Origin of the sequence: Mesorhizobium ciceri biovar biserrulae WSM1271 (assembly GCF_000185905.1) — a bacterium.
GTDB lineage: Bacteria > Pseudomonadota > Alphaproteobacteria > Rhizobiales > Rhizobiaceae > Mesorhizobium > Mesorhizobium ciceri.
This window is the reverse complement of sequence record NC_014923.1, coordinates 3,650,587-3,666,678: the sequence shown is the minus strand read 5'-3', so window position 1 is coordinate 3,666,678 and position 16,092 is coordinate 3,650,587. Positions and strand designations below refer to the sequence as shown.

Sequence of the window (16,092 nt, the reverse complement as noted above, 5' to 3'; positions counted from 1 at the left end):
CGGAATATAGTCGGTAAAGTTGTCAATGCAACTGCGCGGCCGGCCAAATCGGCTGCTTTTCCGGCCTGTTGAGCCGTGTTAGAGCAGGATCGCAAAAAGCGCGAGCCGGTTTCCGCAAAAAATTATGCTCGAACAAAAGGTTGCAACCGGTTTTGTATCAGGCGAAATCGGGCAGCTTCACGCCCCAAGACATCAAAAACGCGAAAACAAAAGACAGACATGACCGACAGCAGCATTGAGGCCCTGAACCAGAAACTCGACCGGCTGATCGAAGCGGTGAGCCGCCTTGCCCCGCCGCCGGTGCCCCAAACCGACCTCCGCGAGGCCGATTGCTTCGTTTGGCAGGCCGATCCGGGCTATCTGGAACCGGTGCACAGGGTTAACCGCGTCGACATCGAACTGATCCGTGGCGTCGACCGCGTCCGCGACATCCTTGTCGACAACACCGAACGCTTCGCTGCCGGCTACCCGGCCAACAATGTGTTGTTGTGGGGCGCGCGCGGCATGGGCAAATCGTCGCTGGTCAAGGCCGTGCATGCGGAGATCAACGCCAAGGCCAGGTCCGACCTGCCGTTGAAGCTGATCGAGATCCACCGCGAGGACATCGACACGCTGCCGAAGTTGATGGGTCTGCTGAAGGCGGCGCCCTTCCGCTTCATCCTGTTTTGCGACGACCTCTCCTTCGACCATGACGACACCTCCTACAAATCGCTCAAGGCAGCGCTCGAAGGCGGCGTCGAGGGCCGTCCAGCCAATGTCATCTTCTACGCCACCTCGAACCGCCGCCATCTGTTGCCCCGCGACATGATCGACAATGAACGCTCGACCGCGATCAACCCGTCCGAAGCGGTCGAGGAAAAGGTGTCGCTGTCCGACCGCTTCGGGCTGTGGCTCGGTTTCCACAAATGCTCGCAGGACGAGTATCTCGACATGATCGACGGCTATGTCCGCCATCACGGGCTGACAATCGATCCCGACACGCTGCGCGCCGAAGCACTGGAATGGGCGACGACGCGCGGCAGCCGCTCGGGCCGCGTCGCCTGGCAGTTCACCCAGGATCTGGCTGGCCGGCTCGGCAAACCGCTGAAGGACTGATGCGTTGGATAGCGTCGCCAACGCCATCCGATGACAAGATCATTTGGGCGGCTGCGACCGCCGCAAATCACGCGGCGTTTGGCCGATCTCACGCCGCATCCAATGCGCCAGATGTGACTGGTGCGCGAAGCCCGTCAATTCCGCCACCTCGCTTGTGCTGAGATCGCCTTGCTGCAGCAGGACGCGTGCGCGTTCGACGCGACGCCGTAGCACGTAGCGGTGCAGGGTGAAGCCCGTCGCCGCCTTGAACCATGTCCGCAAGTGCGAACTGCTGGCGCCGGCAACCCGGCTCAGTCGATGGATCGACAGGGGTTCGTGCAGCGCAACCTCGATATGCTCCAGCACGCGCTTGAGCTGAGTATCCGACAATCGGCTCGCGCGATCAATATCAGGTTCATCGAGGCCAAGCAGCCTCACAGCGAGCGCGGCGCCGATGCTGTCGACAAACAACGACCCACTCGGCGAACTCGCATTGAGATCGCTCTCCAGTGCTCGCGCGAGGTGTTCGATGCGCTGGTCACGAAGCAGGTGACGTGTGCCGAGCGGCAATGCGCGCGCCTTGCCGCCAAGTTCGGCTGCCACCCTTTCCATCAAGGCCGGTTGTAAGGCGATCTCGATCGTGTCGAACGGGGTCTCAGCCTCGAACCCACCCTCCTGACCGGCGGGCACCAGGTCGATATGGCCGGCGCGCCTGACGAAATATCGTCCAACCTCATGGCAGTAGGAGCGCGTCGCGGCACTTGCATGCACCATGATGCGATGGTGTGGCGCCCGGAGCAGACGATGGACCCCGGCTTCGACATGCCGGGAGGCCAATGTTACGTCGGACGGGGATCGGGCCGGGGCGACTTGCGAGAGCATGCTTTCTCGATTCATGGCAAAACCTGTTCAAGACTTGGCAATTCCCGCGCGATTTTCAATGCCGTGGCTATGTACCTACGCCTCTCCATAAAACTTGGATGAGAGGTTATGCCATGAGTTTCTATGTTGTTGTGGGAGCAGGCCCGGTTGGTCGCGAGACCGCGCGGCTTCTGGGCGAAGAAGGCCATGATGTTGTCTTGACGAGCCGGAGTGTCGGTTCGAACGCGCTGCAAAACGTCCGGACCGTGCAGTCCGACGCCACCAATGCCGCGGAACTGGCGCGTATCAGCCGAAACGCCGACGCGATCTTCATGTGCGCCATGGCCGCCTATCACCGCTGGCCGACCGACTTCTTCCCAATCATCGACGGCACCGTGCGGGCTGCCGAAGCGGTCGGCGCGAAGCTTGTGGTGCTCGGAAACCTCTATGGCTATGGCAAAGATGCCGAAAACCCGCTTCACTCCGACCTGTCTCTGGATCCGACTTCGAAGAAAGGAACCGCGCGGACGATCATGTGGCAGCGGGCGGTCCGTGCGGACGTGCCGGCCGTCGAAGTGCGGTCCAGCGATTATCTTGGACATGGCGCGATCAGCTCTTTCTCACTGGTCGCGCTGCCCTCCATAATCGAAGGGAAACCGACGGCTTTCATCGGAAACCTCGACGCAACTCACGCCTGGTCCTTCACGAAGGACGTGGCCAGGACACTGGTCGCTGCCTCGCGCTACACGGGCGAATGGGGACGGGCGTTCCATGTTCCATCGCAACACGCCCCACCCCGGGAACTCATCCGGGCGACCGCGGCAATGCTTCACCGTGAAATTCCAGGAACACGCTCCTATTCCATCTCCGAAATGGAAGCATTGGGCATGCATGAGCTCATCGAGATGAGCTATCTCTTCGACAAACCCTTGCTGGTCGATTCCTCCGACGCGGAGACGCTTCTCGGCGTCAAGGCCAGCAGCCTTGGCGTCATGATCGCCGACACTCTGCGCGACCATCTTGCTTGAAGACTGGCGCGGCGCACCGGAACTGAAAAAGCCCGCTCCTTTCGGAACGGGCTGAGCCGGCGGGCCGGACTGGAGGTCAGACGGCCCGCAAATTGCTTTTTTTCTTCTATTCGAAACAGCCCCGACTATTCGAGATAACCGGAGGGATCGACTGGCGCCGAATTCTTGCGCACTTCGAAGTGCAGCTTCGGCGAGTCCGTCGTGCCGCTCATGCCCGACAGCGCGATCTCCTGGCCGCGCTTGACCTTCTGGCCGCGCTGCACCTCGATCGAACTGGCATGGCCGTAGACGGTGACCAGGCCGTTCTCGTGGCGCACCAGCACCGTGTTGCCGAATTCCTTGAGGCCGTCGCCGGCATAGATGACGACACCGTTCTCGGCCGCCTTGACCGGCGTGCCCGTCGGCACGGCGATATCGACGCCGTCCTTGCCCGAGCCGAAACCGGAAATCACGCGGCCGCGCACCGGCCAGCGCATCTTGCCGATGCCGGTGGCATCAGGCGCGACGGCATCGTCGGCCTCGGCCTGCTGGATGACCTTCGAATCCTTTTTCGGCGGCGTGTAGGACGCCAGCGTTTCAGACGGCGTGGTCTTTGCCGCGGGCTGCGTGGTGGCCGTCGTCACCGGATCGACCTTGGCCGGCTTGGCAGCGGCGACGGTCGCGGTTCCGCCGGCCGGCACCTTCAGGGTCTGGCCGATCTTGAGCAGTCCGTCCTTCATCCCGTTGGCCTGCTTTAGAGCAACGACGCCGACGCCGGTCTTCCTGGCAATCGAAGACATCGTGTCGCCCGACTGGACCGTGTAGGTCCCAGCAGCGCCGGTCGTCTTGGCAACCTGCGGCTTGGGCTCCTTGGGCTGGTTTGCTGCGGCCGACGCGTCGACCTGAGCGGCGGACTTGCCTTCCTTAGGCTTCGGCTGCTGCGGCAGAACGGCGACCTTGTCCGGCGCAGTGGCCGGCAGGTTGTGCTTGCCGTCTTTCGCCGGCTTGGCATCCGCGACCTTCGCCTCGCCTTTGCTGGAATAGGCATAGGCCGGGATGACCAGCTTCTGGCCGGTCTTCAGCCCCTTGGTCGCGCTCAGCCCGTTGACCTTCATGATCACGTCGGACGGCACCTTGTAGCGCTGCGCCAGGCCGCCGATCGTTTCGCCGTCCCTGACGACGATCTCGGTTGCATGCGGAGTGCCGGAAGCAGCCACGCGGGGTTCGTCAGGTTGCGAAACCTTGAAAGGCGACGCCGCCGGAGCGACGGTGCCGGTCGTGGTCCTGTCGACATGCGGTGCCGGGGCCAATGCGGTGCGCACCGGCTTCGATGCCGGCGCCTGCTGCGCTTGGGCAACGGGCGGCGGCAGCGGTCGCGTCGAGACCGGCTCGAGGCTGGAGCGGCTGACCGATTGTGTATGGCTGCCATCGATCGGAGCGGCGGCGACATCGCCCGGATAGGGCTGCTGTACGGCATCCTGCTTGTTGATGATGGCGCGCTGATTGTTGGTCGAGGATGTAAAGACGTCGTCGACGCCATTGAACCGCGAAACCTGGGAACTGCACCCCGCAGCAGCACCCGCGACCATCAGAATGGCCCAGCCTCGCGCCAGATTGCGACCGTTTGTCTTCAAAACACTGAGTTGCATCGCACTAACCCGCACATACCCGGTACAAACTAGGCATGATTAAAGCGCGTTAATGTTACTCGACGGTTAACCTCATGGAATCCGACGCAATTTTTCTTAAAATATTAGAGAGCGAGCCGTGCGAAGATTTCGGGTCAGGCCAGCCGGGGTCGAAGACGGGCGCACGACGCGGCCGAACATCGACATCCGCGCTAGATAACAGCGGCAACACCGCGCAGGATCGGCTGCAGGCGAACGAGGCCGATGTCTTCACGCTCGAAGCGGCTGCCGACCTTGGTCAGCTTGGCCAGCACCTGTTCGCCCTCTTCGGGGCCGATCGGAGCGATGACGATACCGCCGCTCGACAACTGGTCGAGCAGGAAACGCGGCAGGCTGTCGAAGGCGGCCCAGGCGACGATGCGGTCAAATGGCCCTTCATTCGGCAGCCCGCCGGAACCATCGGCGTGGCGCACGATCACATTGCCGATGCCGAGCGCCTCGAAGCGCTGCCGCGCCTGCTCGGCGAGCGTCTTGTAGCGATCGGTGGTGATGACCCGAGCGGCCAGCCGCGACATCACCGCCGAGGTGTAGCCCGAGCCGGTGCCGATCTCGAGCACGCGGTTGCCCTGCTCGATGGTGAGTGCGGCGATCACCGCCGCCTGCATGTCGGCGCCTTCGATCGCCTCGCCGCATTCGATCGGCAGCATGCGGTCCGACCAGGCGATCTGATGGAACTGGGCCGCCAGGAAGCCGCGCCGCGGCGTCGCCTCGAAGGCCGCGATCAGCGCCTTCGGCACAGTCCCCCGGCCGCGCAGACGCAGCAGAAAGGCGGCAAAACCTTCGCGGTCGTCGATCGGGAGGCCCTGGTTCATGCGAGCGCCTTGCTCAGTTGGTCACGGATTTCATGGGCGGTAAGGTCGAGCTGCAGCGGCGTCACCGACACCAGCCGGTTGCGCAAGGCGTAGAGGTCGGTGCCTTGCTTGCCTTCGACCGGCTCGCGGCCGAAACGCAGCCAGTAGTAAGGCAGGCCGCGCCCGTCACGGCGCTCGTCGACCCACAGGGAGTGCACGAGCTTGCCCTGCGAGGTGACCACCGTGCCTGCGACTTCCTCGGGCGTGCAGTTGGGAAAATTGACGTTGAGCAGCACGCCGTCCGGCAATGGCGTCGCGATAAGTTTCTTCAGCAGCGCCGGCGCCAGCGCCTCCGTCGTCTCGTAGGGCACGACGCGATCTTCGCCGACATAGCTGTACCCCTGGCTGAGCGCGATCGAGCGAATGCCGAGCAGCGCGCCCTCCATGGCGCCGGCGACGGTGCCGGAATAGGTGACATCGTCGGCGATGTTGGCGCCCGAATTGATGCCGGACAGGATCAGGTCGGGTGCGCCAGGCAGGATCTTCTTGACGCCCATGATGACGCAATCGGTCGGCGTGCCGCGCACGGCAAAATGCTTCTCGCCAATCTTGCGCAGCCGCAGCGGCTCCGAGATCGACAGCGAATGCGCATAGCCGGACTGGTCCTGCTCGGGCGCCACCACCCAGACATCGTCGGACAGCGTACGTGCGACGCGTCCGAGCGACGCCAGGCCCTCGGCATGAATGCCGTCGTCATTGGTCAGGAGGATACGCATTATTTCGCTTCGATCTTTTCCAGACCGCCCATGTAAGGCCGCAGCACTTCAGGAATGGTTACGCTGCCATCCTCGTTCTGGTAGTTTTCGATGACGGCGATGAGCGCGCGGCCAACGGCTGTGCCCGAGCCGTTGAGCGTGTGGACGAAGCGGTTGCCCTTGCCGTCCTTGTCCTTGTAGCGGGCGTCCATGCGGCGTGCCTGGAAATCGCCGCACACCGAGCAGGACGAGATTTCGCGATAGGCGTTCTGGCCGGGCAGCCAGACCTCGATGTCATAGGTCTTGCGTGCGCCAAAACCCATGTCGCCGGTGCAGAGCGTCATGGTGCGGAACGGCAGGCCGAGCCGTTTCAGCACTTCCTCGGCGCATTGCGTCATCCGCTCATGCTCGGCAAGTGACGATTCCTGATCGGTGATCGACACCAGCTCGACCTTGTAGAACTGATGCTGGCGCAGCATGCCGCGCGTGTCGCGCCCGGCCGAGCCCGCTTCCGAACGGAAGCACGGTGTCAGCGCGGTGTAGCGCAGCGGCAGTTTTTCATGCGCGGTGATTTCCTCACGCACAAGGTTGGTGAGTGGGACCTCGGCGGTGGGAATCAGGCCAAGCCTGCCCTCCCCGTGCGGCGTGAAGAACAGATCTTCCTCGAACTTCGGCAATTGGTTGGTGCCGAACAAAACATTATCCTTGACCATCAACGGCGGGATCACTTCTTCGTAGCCGTGTTCGGTCGTATGCAGGTCCAGCATGAACTGGCCGAGCGCGCGTTCCATCCGCGCCAGTCCGTTTTTCAGCACCGTAAAGCGCGAGCCCGACAGCTTTGCCGCGCGCTCGAAATCCATCATGCCGAGCGCTTCGCCGATCTCAAAGTGCTCCTTCACCCAGTTCGGCCGCGTCGGTACCTTGCCGACGATGTGCTTGACGACATTGTCGTGCTCGTCCTTGCCGACAGGCACGTCGTCGAACGGTACGTTGGGCAGCACCGCCAGCGCATCGTTCAGCGCCTTGTCGAGCTCGCGTTCGCGCGCCTCGCCGTTCTGGATGAAGACCTTGATCTCGCCGACTTCGGCTTTCAGCGTCTCGGCCAGGGCAGCATCGCCCGAACGCATGGCGTTGCCGATCTCTTTCGACGCGGCATTGCGGCGCTCCTGCTTGGTCTGTAGCTCGGTAACGTGTTCGCGCCGCGCCTCGTCCGAGGCGATCAGCCCGCCGACCGTGGACTGCGCCTCGTCAGCCGACCACGAGCGCTTCACCAGCGCCTCGACAAGGGCCTTCGGGTTGTCGCGAATCCATTTGATGTCAAGCATGGTTTGAACGCTCCGGGGTAGCATGTCGCCCAAAGTGCGCAGCGGTTTGGGACAACGACATGCTTCAAACAAAAGTGAAACGCATTGCTTTCAGTGCGATGCGTTTCAGCCAGAGGGCGTAAACCGCATCCTCGATCGATGCAAGATGGGGCATGGGGAACGCAAGCATGCGATCACGCTTTGACGCGCTTTCGGCTGAAGGCGGAGGAGAGCCTGAAATGAAAAACCCGCCTCTGCGGCGGGTCGCTGGCGCAAGTCAGCACCATACCGAGAATCATAGCATAGCTGCCGTCACCAGGTCAAGAAAAAATTCCTATCGAGGCTGGCCAGACGCGGCGGCGCCGTTCAGGTGGAGGACGCGTCCGCCGGCTTCTTCTCGGCGACCTCTTCCGCCGCGTCCTGCTTCTCGCGTGCCACGCGCTGCTTTTCCTGATCGCGCTCGATCAGCCGGGCAGCCCAGATGGAGACCTCGTAGAGAAGGATGGTCGGAATGGCGAGGCCGATCTGGCTCATCGGATCGGGCGGCGTCAGCACCGCCGCGACGACGAAGGCGATGACGATCGCCCATTTGCGCTTCTCGGCCAGCCCCTTGGACGACAGCATGCCGACGCGTGTCATCAGGCTGGTCACCACCGGCAGTTGGAACACCAGGCCGAAGGAGAAGATCAGCGTCATGATCAGGCTGAGATATTCCGACACCTTTGGCAGCAGCGAAATCTGCACCTGATCGTCGGTGCCGGCCTGCTGCATGGCGAGGAAGAACCACATCACCATCGGCGTGAAGAAGAAATAGACCAGCGACGCACCCATCAGGAACAGGATTGGCGACGCGATCAGGAACGGCAGGAAGGCGTTGCGCTCGTTCTTGTAGAGGCCGGGCGCGATGAATTTGTAGATCTGCGTGGCGATCAGCGGAAAGGCGATCACCATGCCGCCGAACATGGCGAGCTTGACCTGCGTGAAGAAGAATTCCTGCGGCGCCGTGTAGATCAGCTCGACCTTGTGCGGATCGAGGCCTGCCCACTGCGTCGCCCATTTGAACGGGACGACCAGAAGGTTGAACAGCTTCTTGGCGAAGAAGAAACAGACCAGGAAGGCAACGAAGAAACCGCCCAGCGACCAGATCAGCCGCCGGCGCAGCTCGATCAGATGCTCCATCAGCGGCGCCGACGATTTCTCGATCTCGTCCTTTTCGGTGTCCGAAACGCTCACTTGGCGGCTCCAGCCGTCTTCTTGGCCGCCGGCTTCTTGGCCGCAGCAGGTTTCGGTTCGATTTTCGCCCCCGTCTTGGTCGCTACGGTCTTGGACGCGATCACCTTGGCCGCAGCGGGCGTCTTGGCCCTGGGCGTTTCAGGCATTGCCGCCGTCGCGGGCTTCGCTGGCACCTTGGGCGCAGGCGTGGCCTTAGCGGTGACCGTTTTTGCAGGAGCTTTAGCGCCATTTGCCGAAGCCTTTATAGCCGGCGTCGCCCTTGACGGTGCAGGCTTGGCTGCCTTCTTCGCCGTGGACGCCTTCGGCGCCACGACGGGTGTCGTCGGCACTGATGACGTTACCACCGATTCGTCGGTCATCGCCGGGAAAATCGGCGCTGCCGGCGCTGCTTCCGGTCCGTTGACGCCGGGCATGGTCGTTGCACCGTTCTTCAGCGGCTCGGCCGCCTGCGGGGTCGAAGCGGCTGGCGTTGCCGGATCGGCTGCCGGCTTCGGCTTCATCGCCGCGTCGACGCCGGAGCGAACGTCGGCCGCGGCCTGTTCGAACGGATTGAGCTGCTTCCTGATCTCGGCCATCGGGCTCATGCCCCTGAGCTCATCGACGGACTTCTTGACGTCGTCGAGCTCGGCTTCCTTCAGCGCCTCGTTGAACTGTTTCTGGAAATCGGATGCCATGGCGCGCAGCTTCGCCGTCGTGCGGCCGAAGGTACGCAGCATATTGGGCAAATCCTTGGGCCCGACGACCACGATCATGACGATCGCGATGACCAGCATTTCGGTCCAGCCGACTTCAAACATGACACTCTGTTCCGACTAGAACCTTTAGGCTCAGCTCTTGCTGGCCTTTTCCTTCGCGGCCGCAACGGTCTCGTCGGCACGATGTTCGACGGTGCGCTTGTCTTCGGCAACGTCGTCGTCGGCCATGCCCTTCTTGAAGCTCTTGATGCCCTTGGCCATGTCGCCCATCAGCTCGGGAATCTTGCCGCGGCCGAACACCAAAAGCACGATCACCAGCACGATCATCCAGTGCCAAATCGAAAATGAACCCATAGCAAATCTCTCTCGAATGTTTTCCCTGGCGATGATTTATGCGTTTTCGCGTTGGGATTCAAACACAACTGCGACAGAGTTTATGAAAGGGTGGCGGATGTCACGCATTTTCGACGTGGCGGCCCCGCTACGAATCCGCGCATCCTCGACAGATCGGCCGCCAATGCCAGTCAATCTTCCGTGACGCGCGGCGTCAGCAGGCCGAGTTCCTCGAGATCGATATCGGTCAGCGCATCCTCGTCGTCGGTCAATGCATCGGGATCGGCCGGCGGCTGCGGAATGGAGAAATTCGACGGCATGCGGCCCGAAAGCAGGCCGGCCCCCTTCAGTTCCTCCATGCCGGGAAGATCGCGGATCTCTTCCAGCGCGAAATGGTCGAGGAAGGTCTCCGTGGTGCCGTAGGTGACCGGGCGTCCGGGTGTCTTTCGCCGGCCGCGCATGCGCACCCATTCCGTTTCCAGCAGCGTGTCGAGCGTGCCTTTCGAGGTTTCGACGCCGCGGATGTCCTCGATCTCGGCACGCGTCACCGGCTGGTGATAGGCGATGATCGCCAGCACTTCGAGGGCCGCGCGGGAGAGCTTCCTTTGCTGGACGGTATCCCTGCTCATCAGGAAAGCCAGGTCGCCGGCGGTGCGGAACGCCCAGGCGTCGCCGACACGCACCAGATTGACGCCGCGCCGCGCATAGATCTGCTGCAGTTCGGCCATGGCCAGGGCGATGTTGATGCCGTCCGGCAGGCGTGCCGCAAGCTGCTTTTCGCTGACGGGTTCGGCGCTGGCGAACACGATCGCCTCGGCCATGCGCACAGCCTCGGCCAGATGCAGTCGCTCGGCCGGGTTTTGTAGCTGCTGCTCGGCCGGATCCTGGGAAAGCGGGCCCTCTTCGGGTTCATCGCCGACTTTGAACGGGACAACCGAAGCGTTGGCGCGTTCGCTCATGATGCCACCTCGACTGCCTTGATTGTCTGCGTTCGGCCGCGCAGGTAGATCGGCGCGAACGTCTGATCCTGCCGCACATCCATCTTGCCTTCGCGCACCAGTTCCAGCGTGGCAGCGAACGAGCTCGCGATCGCCGTGCGCCGCTCCTCGGGACTGGTCATGTACGCGATCAGAAAACTCTCCATCGTCGTCCAGTCGCTCACGGCTCCCACAAGGCGGGTCAGGATGTCGCGCGCGTCCTTGAGCGACCAGACACCGCGCCTGGCGATGGTCACATTGTTGATCGCCTGCTTCTGGCGCTGCTGGGCATAGGCGGTCAAGAGATCGTAGAGCGAGGCAGAATAGGCGTTGCGCTTTTCGATGATGACCATTTCCGGCATGCCGCGCGCGAACACGTCGCGGCCGAGCCGGTTGCGGTTGACCAGACGCGCCGAGGCGTCGCGCATGGCTTCCAGCCGCTTCAGTCGGAACTGCAGCACCGCCGCCAGTTCCTCGCCGCTTTCGCCCTCGTCGCCTGGCTGCTTGGGGATCAGGAGCTTGGACTTGAGGAAGGCCAGCCATGCCGCCATCACCAGATAGTCGGCGGCAAGCTCCAGCCTGAGCGCCCTCGCTGTCTCGACAAAGGTCAGATATTGCTCGACCAGCGCGAGGATCGAAATGCGCGCCAGATCGACTTTCTGGGTGCGGGCAAGATGCAGCAGAAGATCGAGCGGACCTTCGAAGCCGGCCACGTCGACGACCAGCGACGGGTCGCCGGTGACGCGTGAATCGTCATTTTCGGCCCACAGACGGTCCATCGGTGCGGCCTTCGCGGCCTTGCTTTCCAATGTCTCCGCCACTGCCTGTCACTTTCCCTTGCTATGCCACCGCATCGAAGTAGGTGGCGAATTCGGCGCGTATTTCGGTTTCTTCGACCGTGTCACGGTCCTTTATATAGGTCAGCGCCCGCTTGGCGCGCTCCAGCGACGTGCCCTCAAGCCCCGTGGTGCGCGATGCGATGCCGGCCATCTCCTCGAAAACGCCGTTGCAGTGAAGGACCAGATCGCAGCCCGCCGCAAGGATCGAGGCCGCCTTTGTCGGGAAATCCCCAGAAAGTGCCTTCATCGATGTGTCGTCGCTCATCAGCAGTCCGTCGAAGCCGATTTCGCGCCGGATGATCTCGTCGATGACCTTGCCGGAGGTGGTCGCCGGATTGTTAGGGTCGATCGCGCTGTAGACGACATGCGCAGTCATCGCCATCGGCAGATGGCTAAGCTCCTTGAACGGGGCGAAATCATGCCGCTGCAGATCACTGAGCGAGGCATTGACCACTGGCAGTTCAAAATGCGTGTCGGCAAAGGCACGTCCATGGCCCGGAATATGCTTCATGACCGGCAGCACGCCGCCCGATATCAGCCCTTCCGCGGCTGCACGGCCGAGCTCGATCACCGGTCGCGGGTCCTTGCCGTAGGCACGCGCGCCGATGACATCGCTGGCGCCTTCGATCGGCACGTCGAGCACCGGCAGGCAATCGGCTGTGATGCCGTAGCGTAACAGGTCGAAAGCATGCAGCCGCGCCATCAGCCAGGCCGCGCGGGCGCCGGCATCATGATCGTCGCGCCACAGCGCGCCCAGCGCGCCGCCGGCTGGATAGTTCGGCGCCAGCGGCGGCCGCAAGCGCTGCACACGGCCGCCTTCCTGATCGATGAACACCAGCGCGTCCGGACGCCCTATGCAGTCTCGCATCTCGGCGACCAGATCGCGGATCTGTTCGGTCTCGCCGATGTTGCGTGCAAACAGGATGAAGGCCCACGGGCATTCATTGCGATAGAAATTGATTTCTTCGCGGGTGAGCGATTTCCCGGCGCAGCCGAGGATCATGGATTTTGATTCGGTCATGTCGGCAGTTTAGGGCTTTGTGCGATCAAAGGGAATCGCCAGGGATTCATCCAGGGCAACGCCGGATCTGCTTTCCCCATGAAAAAAGCCGGCGCGGTGGACCGCGCCGGCTTTCAATCGGTTGGCTCCGGCTTTAGCGCGAGACGAAGCAGTTGCCGCCGGCGGCCTTGTAGCTGGTGCACAAATTGATCGCGTCATTGCGTGACTGGGCCGGAACGCGCACGCGGTAGAACGTGCCTTTGCCGGCGATCTCGGCCTTGACGATGTTGGCGGTACGCCCGGCAAGCACGCTGCCATAGCGGCGCTGCAGATCCTGATAGCTGGACTGGGCGCTTTCGACGGTCGGCTGCGAGGCGATCTGCATCGACCACGAGCCACCGCCGGCCGCGGTCGATGCCGGATCGATGGACGCAACCTGATCGGGCTTGACCTCGCCGACGACATCGACCGGCTGGTCGGACGGACGCTGCGGCGCGAGCGGAACCTTTGCCGGCGTGTTGGCCGATTGGGCCTTGGCCTCGGCCTTCGGCTTGGCCACCGGCTTGAGGGCCGGCTCGTCGTCCGCCTGGGCGGCGGCAGGCGCCACGGTACCGGTCTGGTCGGCATCGGCTTGCGCCGCCGGGGCGACATGCTGCGGCGCCGGATCGACCGGCTCGGTAGCGGCCACTTGCGGAGCGGCGGGAGCCGCCGGATCTTCACGCGGCACCAGCGAACCGTCCGACTTGACCACCATGGTCCTCACCTTGCGCGGTGCAATGGCGACGACATCGGCATTTGTGCCCTTGTCTGCATCCTGCAGCACCTGCGCGATGCGGTCCTCGGACTTGGGAGCTGGCGCCGTATTGTCGGCCAAAGCGGCGCCGGCCATCGGCGCGGCATTGCCGACATCGGTTCCAGCGCCGGCTGCATTCTGGTCCGGCGAAAGATCGATGGCGCGGGCCGGGTCCTTCGCCTGCACGTCCACCGGCTCTTCGGTGTTGGTGACCAGCTTTTCCTGGACCGGCTCGGCGGGCTTGGCGCCCCTGACCGCGTCGTAGACCTTGTTGTCCTGGTTGGGCACCACGGCGCCGCCCGGATTCTCCGGCTTGACCTTGATCGGCGCGTTGTCGGCCTTGACGATGACGGGCGCTTCGCTGCCGCCCTTGCCGCCAAAGGACAGCGCAAAGGCACCGAGACCGCCCGCGACCGCGACCGCGCCGACAATCGCGGCGATGAACAGGCCGCGTCCGCGCGACGGCCTTGCGGCCTCACGCTCGCCGAGACCCGGAACAGCCATCTCCTCGTCGAGTTCGGGATCGTAGTCGAGTTCATCGACGGTGAAATCATCGGCTTGGGAAGCCGGCTGGCTCCCCGGCAGGTTGTCGAGGTCGTAGCCCGAGGCGTCGGCATAACCCGTGGGCGGCGCCGCGCGGGCAGACATTTCCATCGGCCGCGCCGCATAGGTTCGCGCTTCCGGCTCATAGCCCGGCTTGACCCCGTCATAGCCCGGCTTGATCCCGTCATAGCCCGGCTTGAGGCTGTCATAGCCCGGCTTGAAGCCCGCGGCATAGGAGCCATCATCGTAAGACGCGCCGGCCGCGTTGCTTGCTGGGGCGGCAGTCACCTCCACCGCGTTCATCTCGGAGAGAAGGCTGGAGAACTCGGCATCGAGATCGTCATAGCCAGGCGACGCCGGCTGGTCTTCCTCGAAGTGCAGTTCGGGGATATCGAGATCGTCCGCCAGCGCCACGACACGCTCGGGCACATCGACCGTCTCGACATCGGGCATGTCTTCGTAACGCGCCGGCTGGCGCGATTGCGGCGCCGATACTGGGGCAGCGGGAGCCAAGGTTTCGACCGGCTCGGACGAACCATAGGACGTCATGGCGGCGACTGCCGGCGCTGCGGCCATGGATGATGCCACCGAAGCGGCCGGCTGAGCGCTAAACGTAGGCTGCGTGCTGAATGACGGCTGCTGCGGAACCGGCGTCACGCGGCTCCACGAACGCGTCGGCTCTGTCGGTTGGGAACGCTCCGCAAGCCAATCGAAAGAATCCGCCGAATTGTCCCGGGGAGCGGCTTCGTCACGCGGATCAAGGCCCTGGGCCAAAGCCGCGTCCAACGCATCATCGTCGAAATCGACATCGCCAATGGTGTCCGAGTTCGGATCCTGGAGTTCATCAAGCATAAGATCGTCAATATCCGCGTCGGCCGCTTGGGCCGTGCCAACATGTCGATTCTGCTCAGGCGTGGTTTCGTCAAGATCCCAGTCGAGGTCGCCGACAAGGTCGGCCGGTTCCTCGGCAGGCTCGGCAACAGGCGGCGGGGCAGCGACAGCCGACTGAGCCGTGACAGGCTCGCTGGCCGCCGGCGCCGTGCGGGAAGTCATGGCGCCCAGCAGCGCATTCAACTCGTCTTCCAGGCTCCGTTCGTCCGCAATCGGGGCGTGCACCGCCGGCGCGACATTGGCTTCTGGCGCCGCCGGCTGGACCGTAGCGGCAGCAACTTCGGCGACCGGCTCTTCGACCGTTTCGGCGAACGAATCTTCAAAGTTCAGGTCGAAGGCATCGTCCGACAGGCCTTCAGGGTTGGAAATCTCGCTTGTTGAGTCCGCAGCATCGGCAAGCACTTCATGCGCTTCCGGCTCGTCGAAGGCGATCGGCTCATCCGCGCGAACGTCGAAATCCATGTCGACATCGGCCATGGCATCGTCGAGGCCAGCAAAGCTCTCGTCGGAGATTGCCTGGCCGTCAAGCGCCGCCGCCTGCTCCGGCATGGCATGCTCGACGGGATCGGCGGCCATGAATGACTGTTCCGCCGCCGAATGGTCGTCGAGCATCAGCTCGTCTTCAAGCGACATTGCCACCGCATCGTCGAATTCGTCATCGGAGGCAACCGGCTCGACAGAAGCGGGCGTATCGGCAACGCTGTACAGGGCCTCTTCGGCTTCCTCATCGATCCGAAGGTCCTGGTCGAGCGAGGCGGCAAGCTCGTCCGCCATCGACTGATCGTCCTCGAAGGGGGACACGTCCTCGAGCGAACCGGCGACGGCATCGCCAATGTCGGACGCGAAAGCGGGCTCGACGGACGGCACGGCTTCAGCGGCGACCGCATGGCTGGCGCCGGCGACGTGGTCGTCGATCTCAGCCATGTCCAGTTCGAAATCGTCGTCGAGCGACACCGAAAGCTCGTCGTCCATCGCGCTGGCGTCAGCCGCTTCGAATGCCGGCTCATGCACGAAAGTCGGCTCATGAGCCTGAACAACCGGAGCGGCGTCGCTGTCGTCAGCGCCGAACTCGCCCATCATTTCTTTCTCGAGATCGATATCGAAATCGCCCTCTTCGAGCCCGTGATCGGCGGCTGGGGCCTGCGGCTGGGCGGGCGATTGCGGCCTGACCGGCTGGCGCGGGTCGAATCCCATGATCCTGGTCAGTTCCGCGAACGGATCATCCTCAGCGATGTCGTTGTTGTCGGCTACTCTCAGCTGGGTTCTGTCTGCCATTATTGTTCCCGAACTCGCACTCATTCGGACGCC

14 protein-coding genes are annotated in these 16,092 nt (G+C 63.3%); 2 read left to right on the top strand and 12 right to left on the bottom strand.

What is annotated here, in order from left to right; all coding sequences use genetic code 11:
• Window positions 1–219: 219 nt before the first annotated feature.
• Window positions 220–1,095, top strand: coding sequence for an ATP-binding protein (locus MESCI_RS17660; RefSeq protein WP_013531304.1), 876 nt, complete (start codon window positions 220–222; stop codon window positions 1,093–1,095).
• A gap of 39 nt (window positions 1,096–1,134) precedes the next feature.
• Here the strand turns inward: MESCI_RS17660 and MESCI_RS17655 are convergent, their stop codons facing one another.
• Window positions 1,135–1,956 carry an AraC family transcriptional regulator gene (locus MESCI_RS17655; RefSeq protein ID WP_013531303.1) on the bottom strand — a complete coding sequence of 274 codons (822 nt, stop codon included), beginning with the start codon at window positions 1,954–1,956 and terminating at the stop codon, window positions 1,135–1,137.
• Window positions 1,957–2,069: 113 nt separating this feature from the next.
• Here MESCI_RS17655 and MESCI_RS17650 point away from each other — a divergent pair, with 113 nt between their 5' ends.
• Window positions 2,070–2,963: an NAD-dependent epimerase/dehydratase family protein gene (locus tag MESCI_RS17650; RefSeq protein ID WP_013531302.1), complete on the top strand. Its 894-nt coding sequence runs from the start codon at window positions 2,070–2,072 to the stop codon at window positions 2,961–2,963.
• Between the two features lie 125 nt (window positions 2,964–3,088).
• On the opposite strand, the gene MESCI_RS17645 is transcribed toward MESCI_RS17650, so the two are convergent.
• The 11 genes from MESCI_RS17645 to MESCI_RS17595 form a co-directional block, all read right to left on the bottom strand.
• Window positions 3,089–4,591, bottom strand: a complete 1,503-nt coding sequence (locus tag MESCI_RS17645) for a peptidoglycan DD-metalloendopeptidase family protein (protein WP_013531301.1) — start codon at window positions 4,589–4,591, stop codon at window positions 3,089–3,091.
• Between the two features lie 191 nt (window positions 4,592–4,782).
• Entirely contained in the window at window positions 4,783–5,442 is a 660-nt protein-coding gene (locus tag MESCI_RS17640) for a protein-L-isoaspartate(D-aspartate) O-methyltransferase (protein WP_013531300.1), read from the bottom strand.
• The gene (surE, locus tag MESCI_RS17635; RefSeq protein WP_013531299.1) at window positions 5,439–6,197 is read right to left on the bottom strand and encodes a 5'/3'-nucleotidase SurE; all 759 of its coding nucleotides are present in this window, start codon (window positions 6,195–6,197) and stop codon (window positions 5,439–5,441) included. Before surE ends, MESCI_RS17640 begins: the two co-directional genes overlap by 4 nt.
• Entirely contained in the window at window positions 6,197–7,501 is a 1,305-nt protein-coding gene (serS, locus tag MESCI_RS17630; RefSeq protein ID WP_013531298.1) for a serine--tRNA ligase, read from the bottom strand. Before serS ends, surE begins: the two co-directional genes overlap by 1 nt.
• Window positions 7,502–7,846: 345 nt before the next feature.
• A complete protein-coding gene (gene tatC, locus MESCI_RS17625; protein ID WP_013531297.1) occupies window positions 7,847–8,713 on the bottom strand; it encodes a twin-arginine translocase subunit TatC in 867 nt (288 codons plus the stop codon).
• Complete coding sequence (tatB, locus tag MESCI_RS17620) at window positions 8,710–9,510, bottom strand: Sec-independent protein translocase protein TatB (RefSeq protein ID WP_013531296.1); 801 nt, start codon at window positions 9,508–9,510, stop codon at window positions 8,710–8,712. Before tatB ends, tatC begins: the two co-directional genes overlap by 4 nt.
• A gap of 30 nt (window positions 9,511–9,540) precedes the next feature.
• Window positions 9,541–9,762 (bottom strand): twin-arginine translocase TatA/TatE family subunit, encoded by a 222-nt coding sequence (locus tag MESCI_RS17615; protein ID WP_013531295.1) that lies wholly within the window; start codon window positions 9,760–9,762, stop codon window positions 9,541–9,543.
• A gap of 170 nt (window positions 9,763–9,932) precedes the next feature.
• Window positions 9,933–10,700 (bottom strand): SMC-Scp complex subunit ScpB, encoded by a 768-nt coding sequence (scpB, locus tag MESCI_RS17610; protein ID WP_013531294.1) that lies wholly within the window; start codon window positions 10,698–10,700, stop codon window positions 9,933–9,935.
• Window positions 10,697–11,497: a segregation and condensation protein A gene (locus MESCI_RS17605; protein ID WP_013531293.1), complete on the bottom strand. Its 801-nt coding sequence runs from the start codon at window positions 11,495–11,497 to the stop codon at window positions 10,697–10,699. The genes scpB and MESCI_RS17605 overlap by 4 nt, the downstream gene beginning before the upstream one ends.
• 61 nt (window positions 11,498–11,558) lie before the next feature.
• Window positions 11,559–12,578 carry a beta-N-acetylhexosaminidase gene (gene nagZ / locus MESCI_RS17600; protein ID WP_013531292.1) on the bottom strand — a complete coding sequence of 340 codons (1,020 nt, stop codon included), beginning with the start codon at window positions 12,576–12,578 and terminating at the stop codon, window positions 11,559–11,561.
• Window positions 12,579–12,711: 133 nt separating this feature from the next.
• Entirely contained in the window at window positions 12,712–16,059 is a 3,348-nt protein-coding gene (locus MESCI_RS17595; RefSeq protein ID WP_013531291.1) for an SPOR domain-containing protein, read from the bottom strand.
• Window positions 16,060–16,092: the final 33 nt, after the last annotated feature.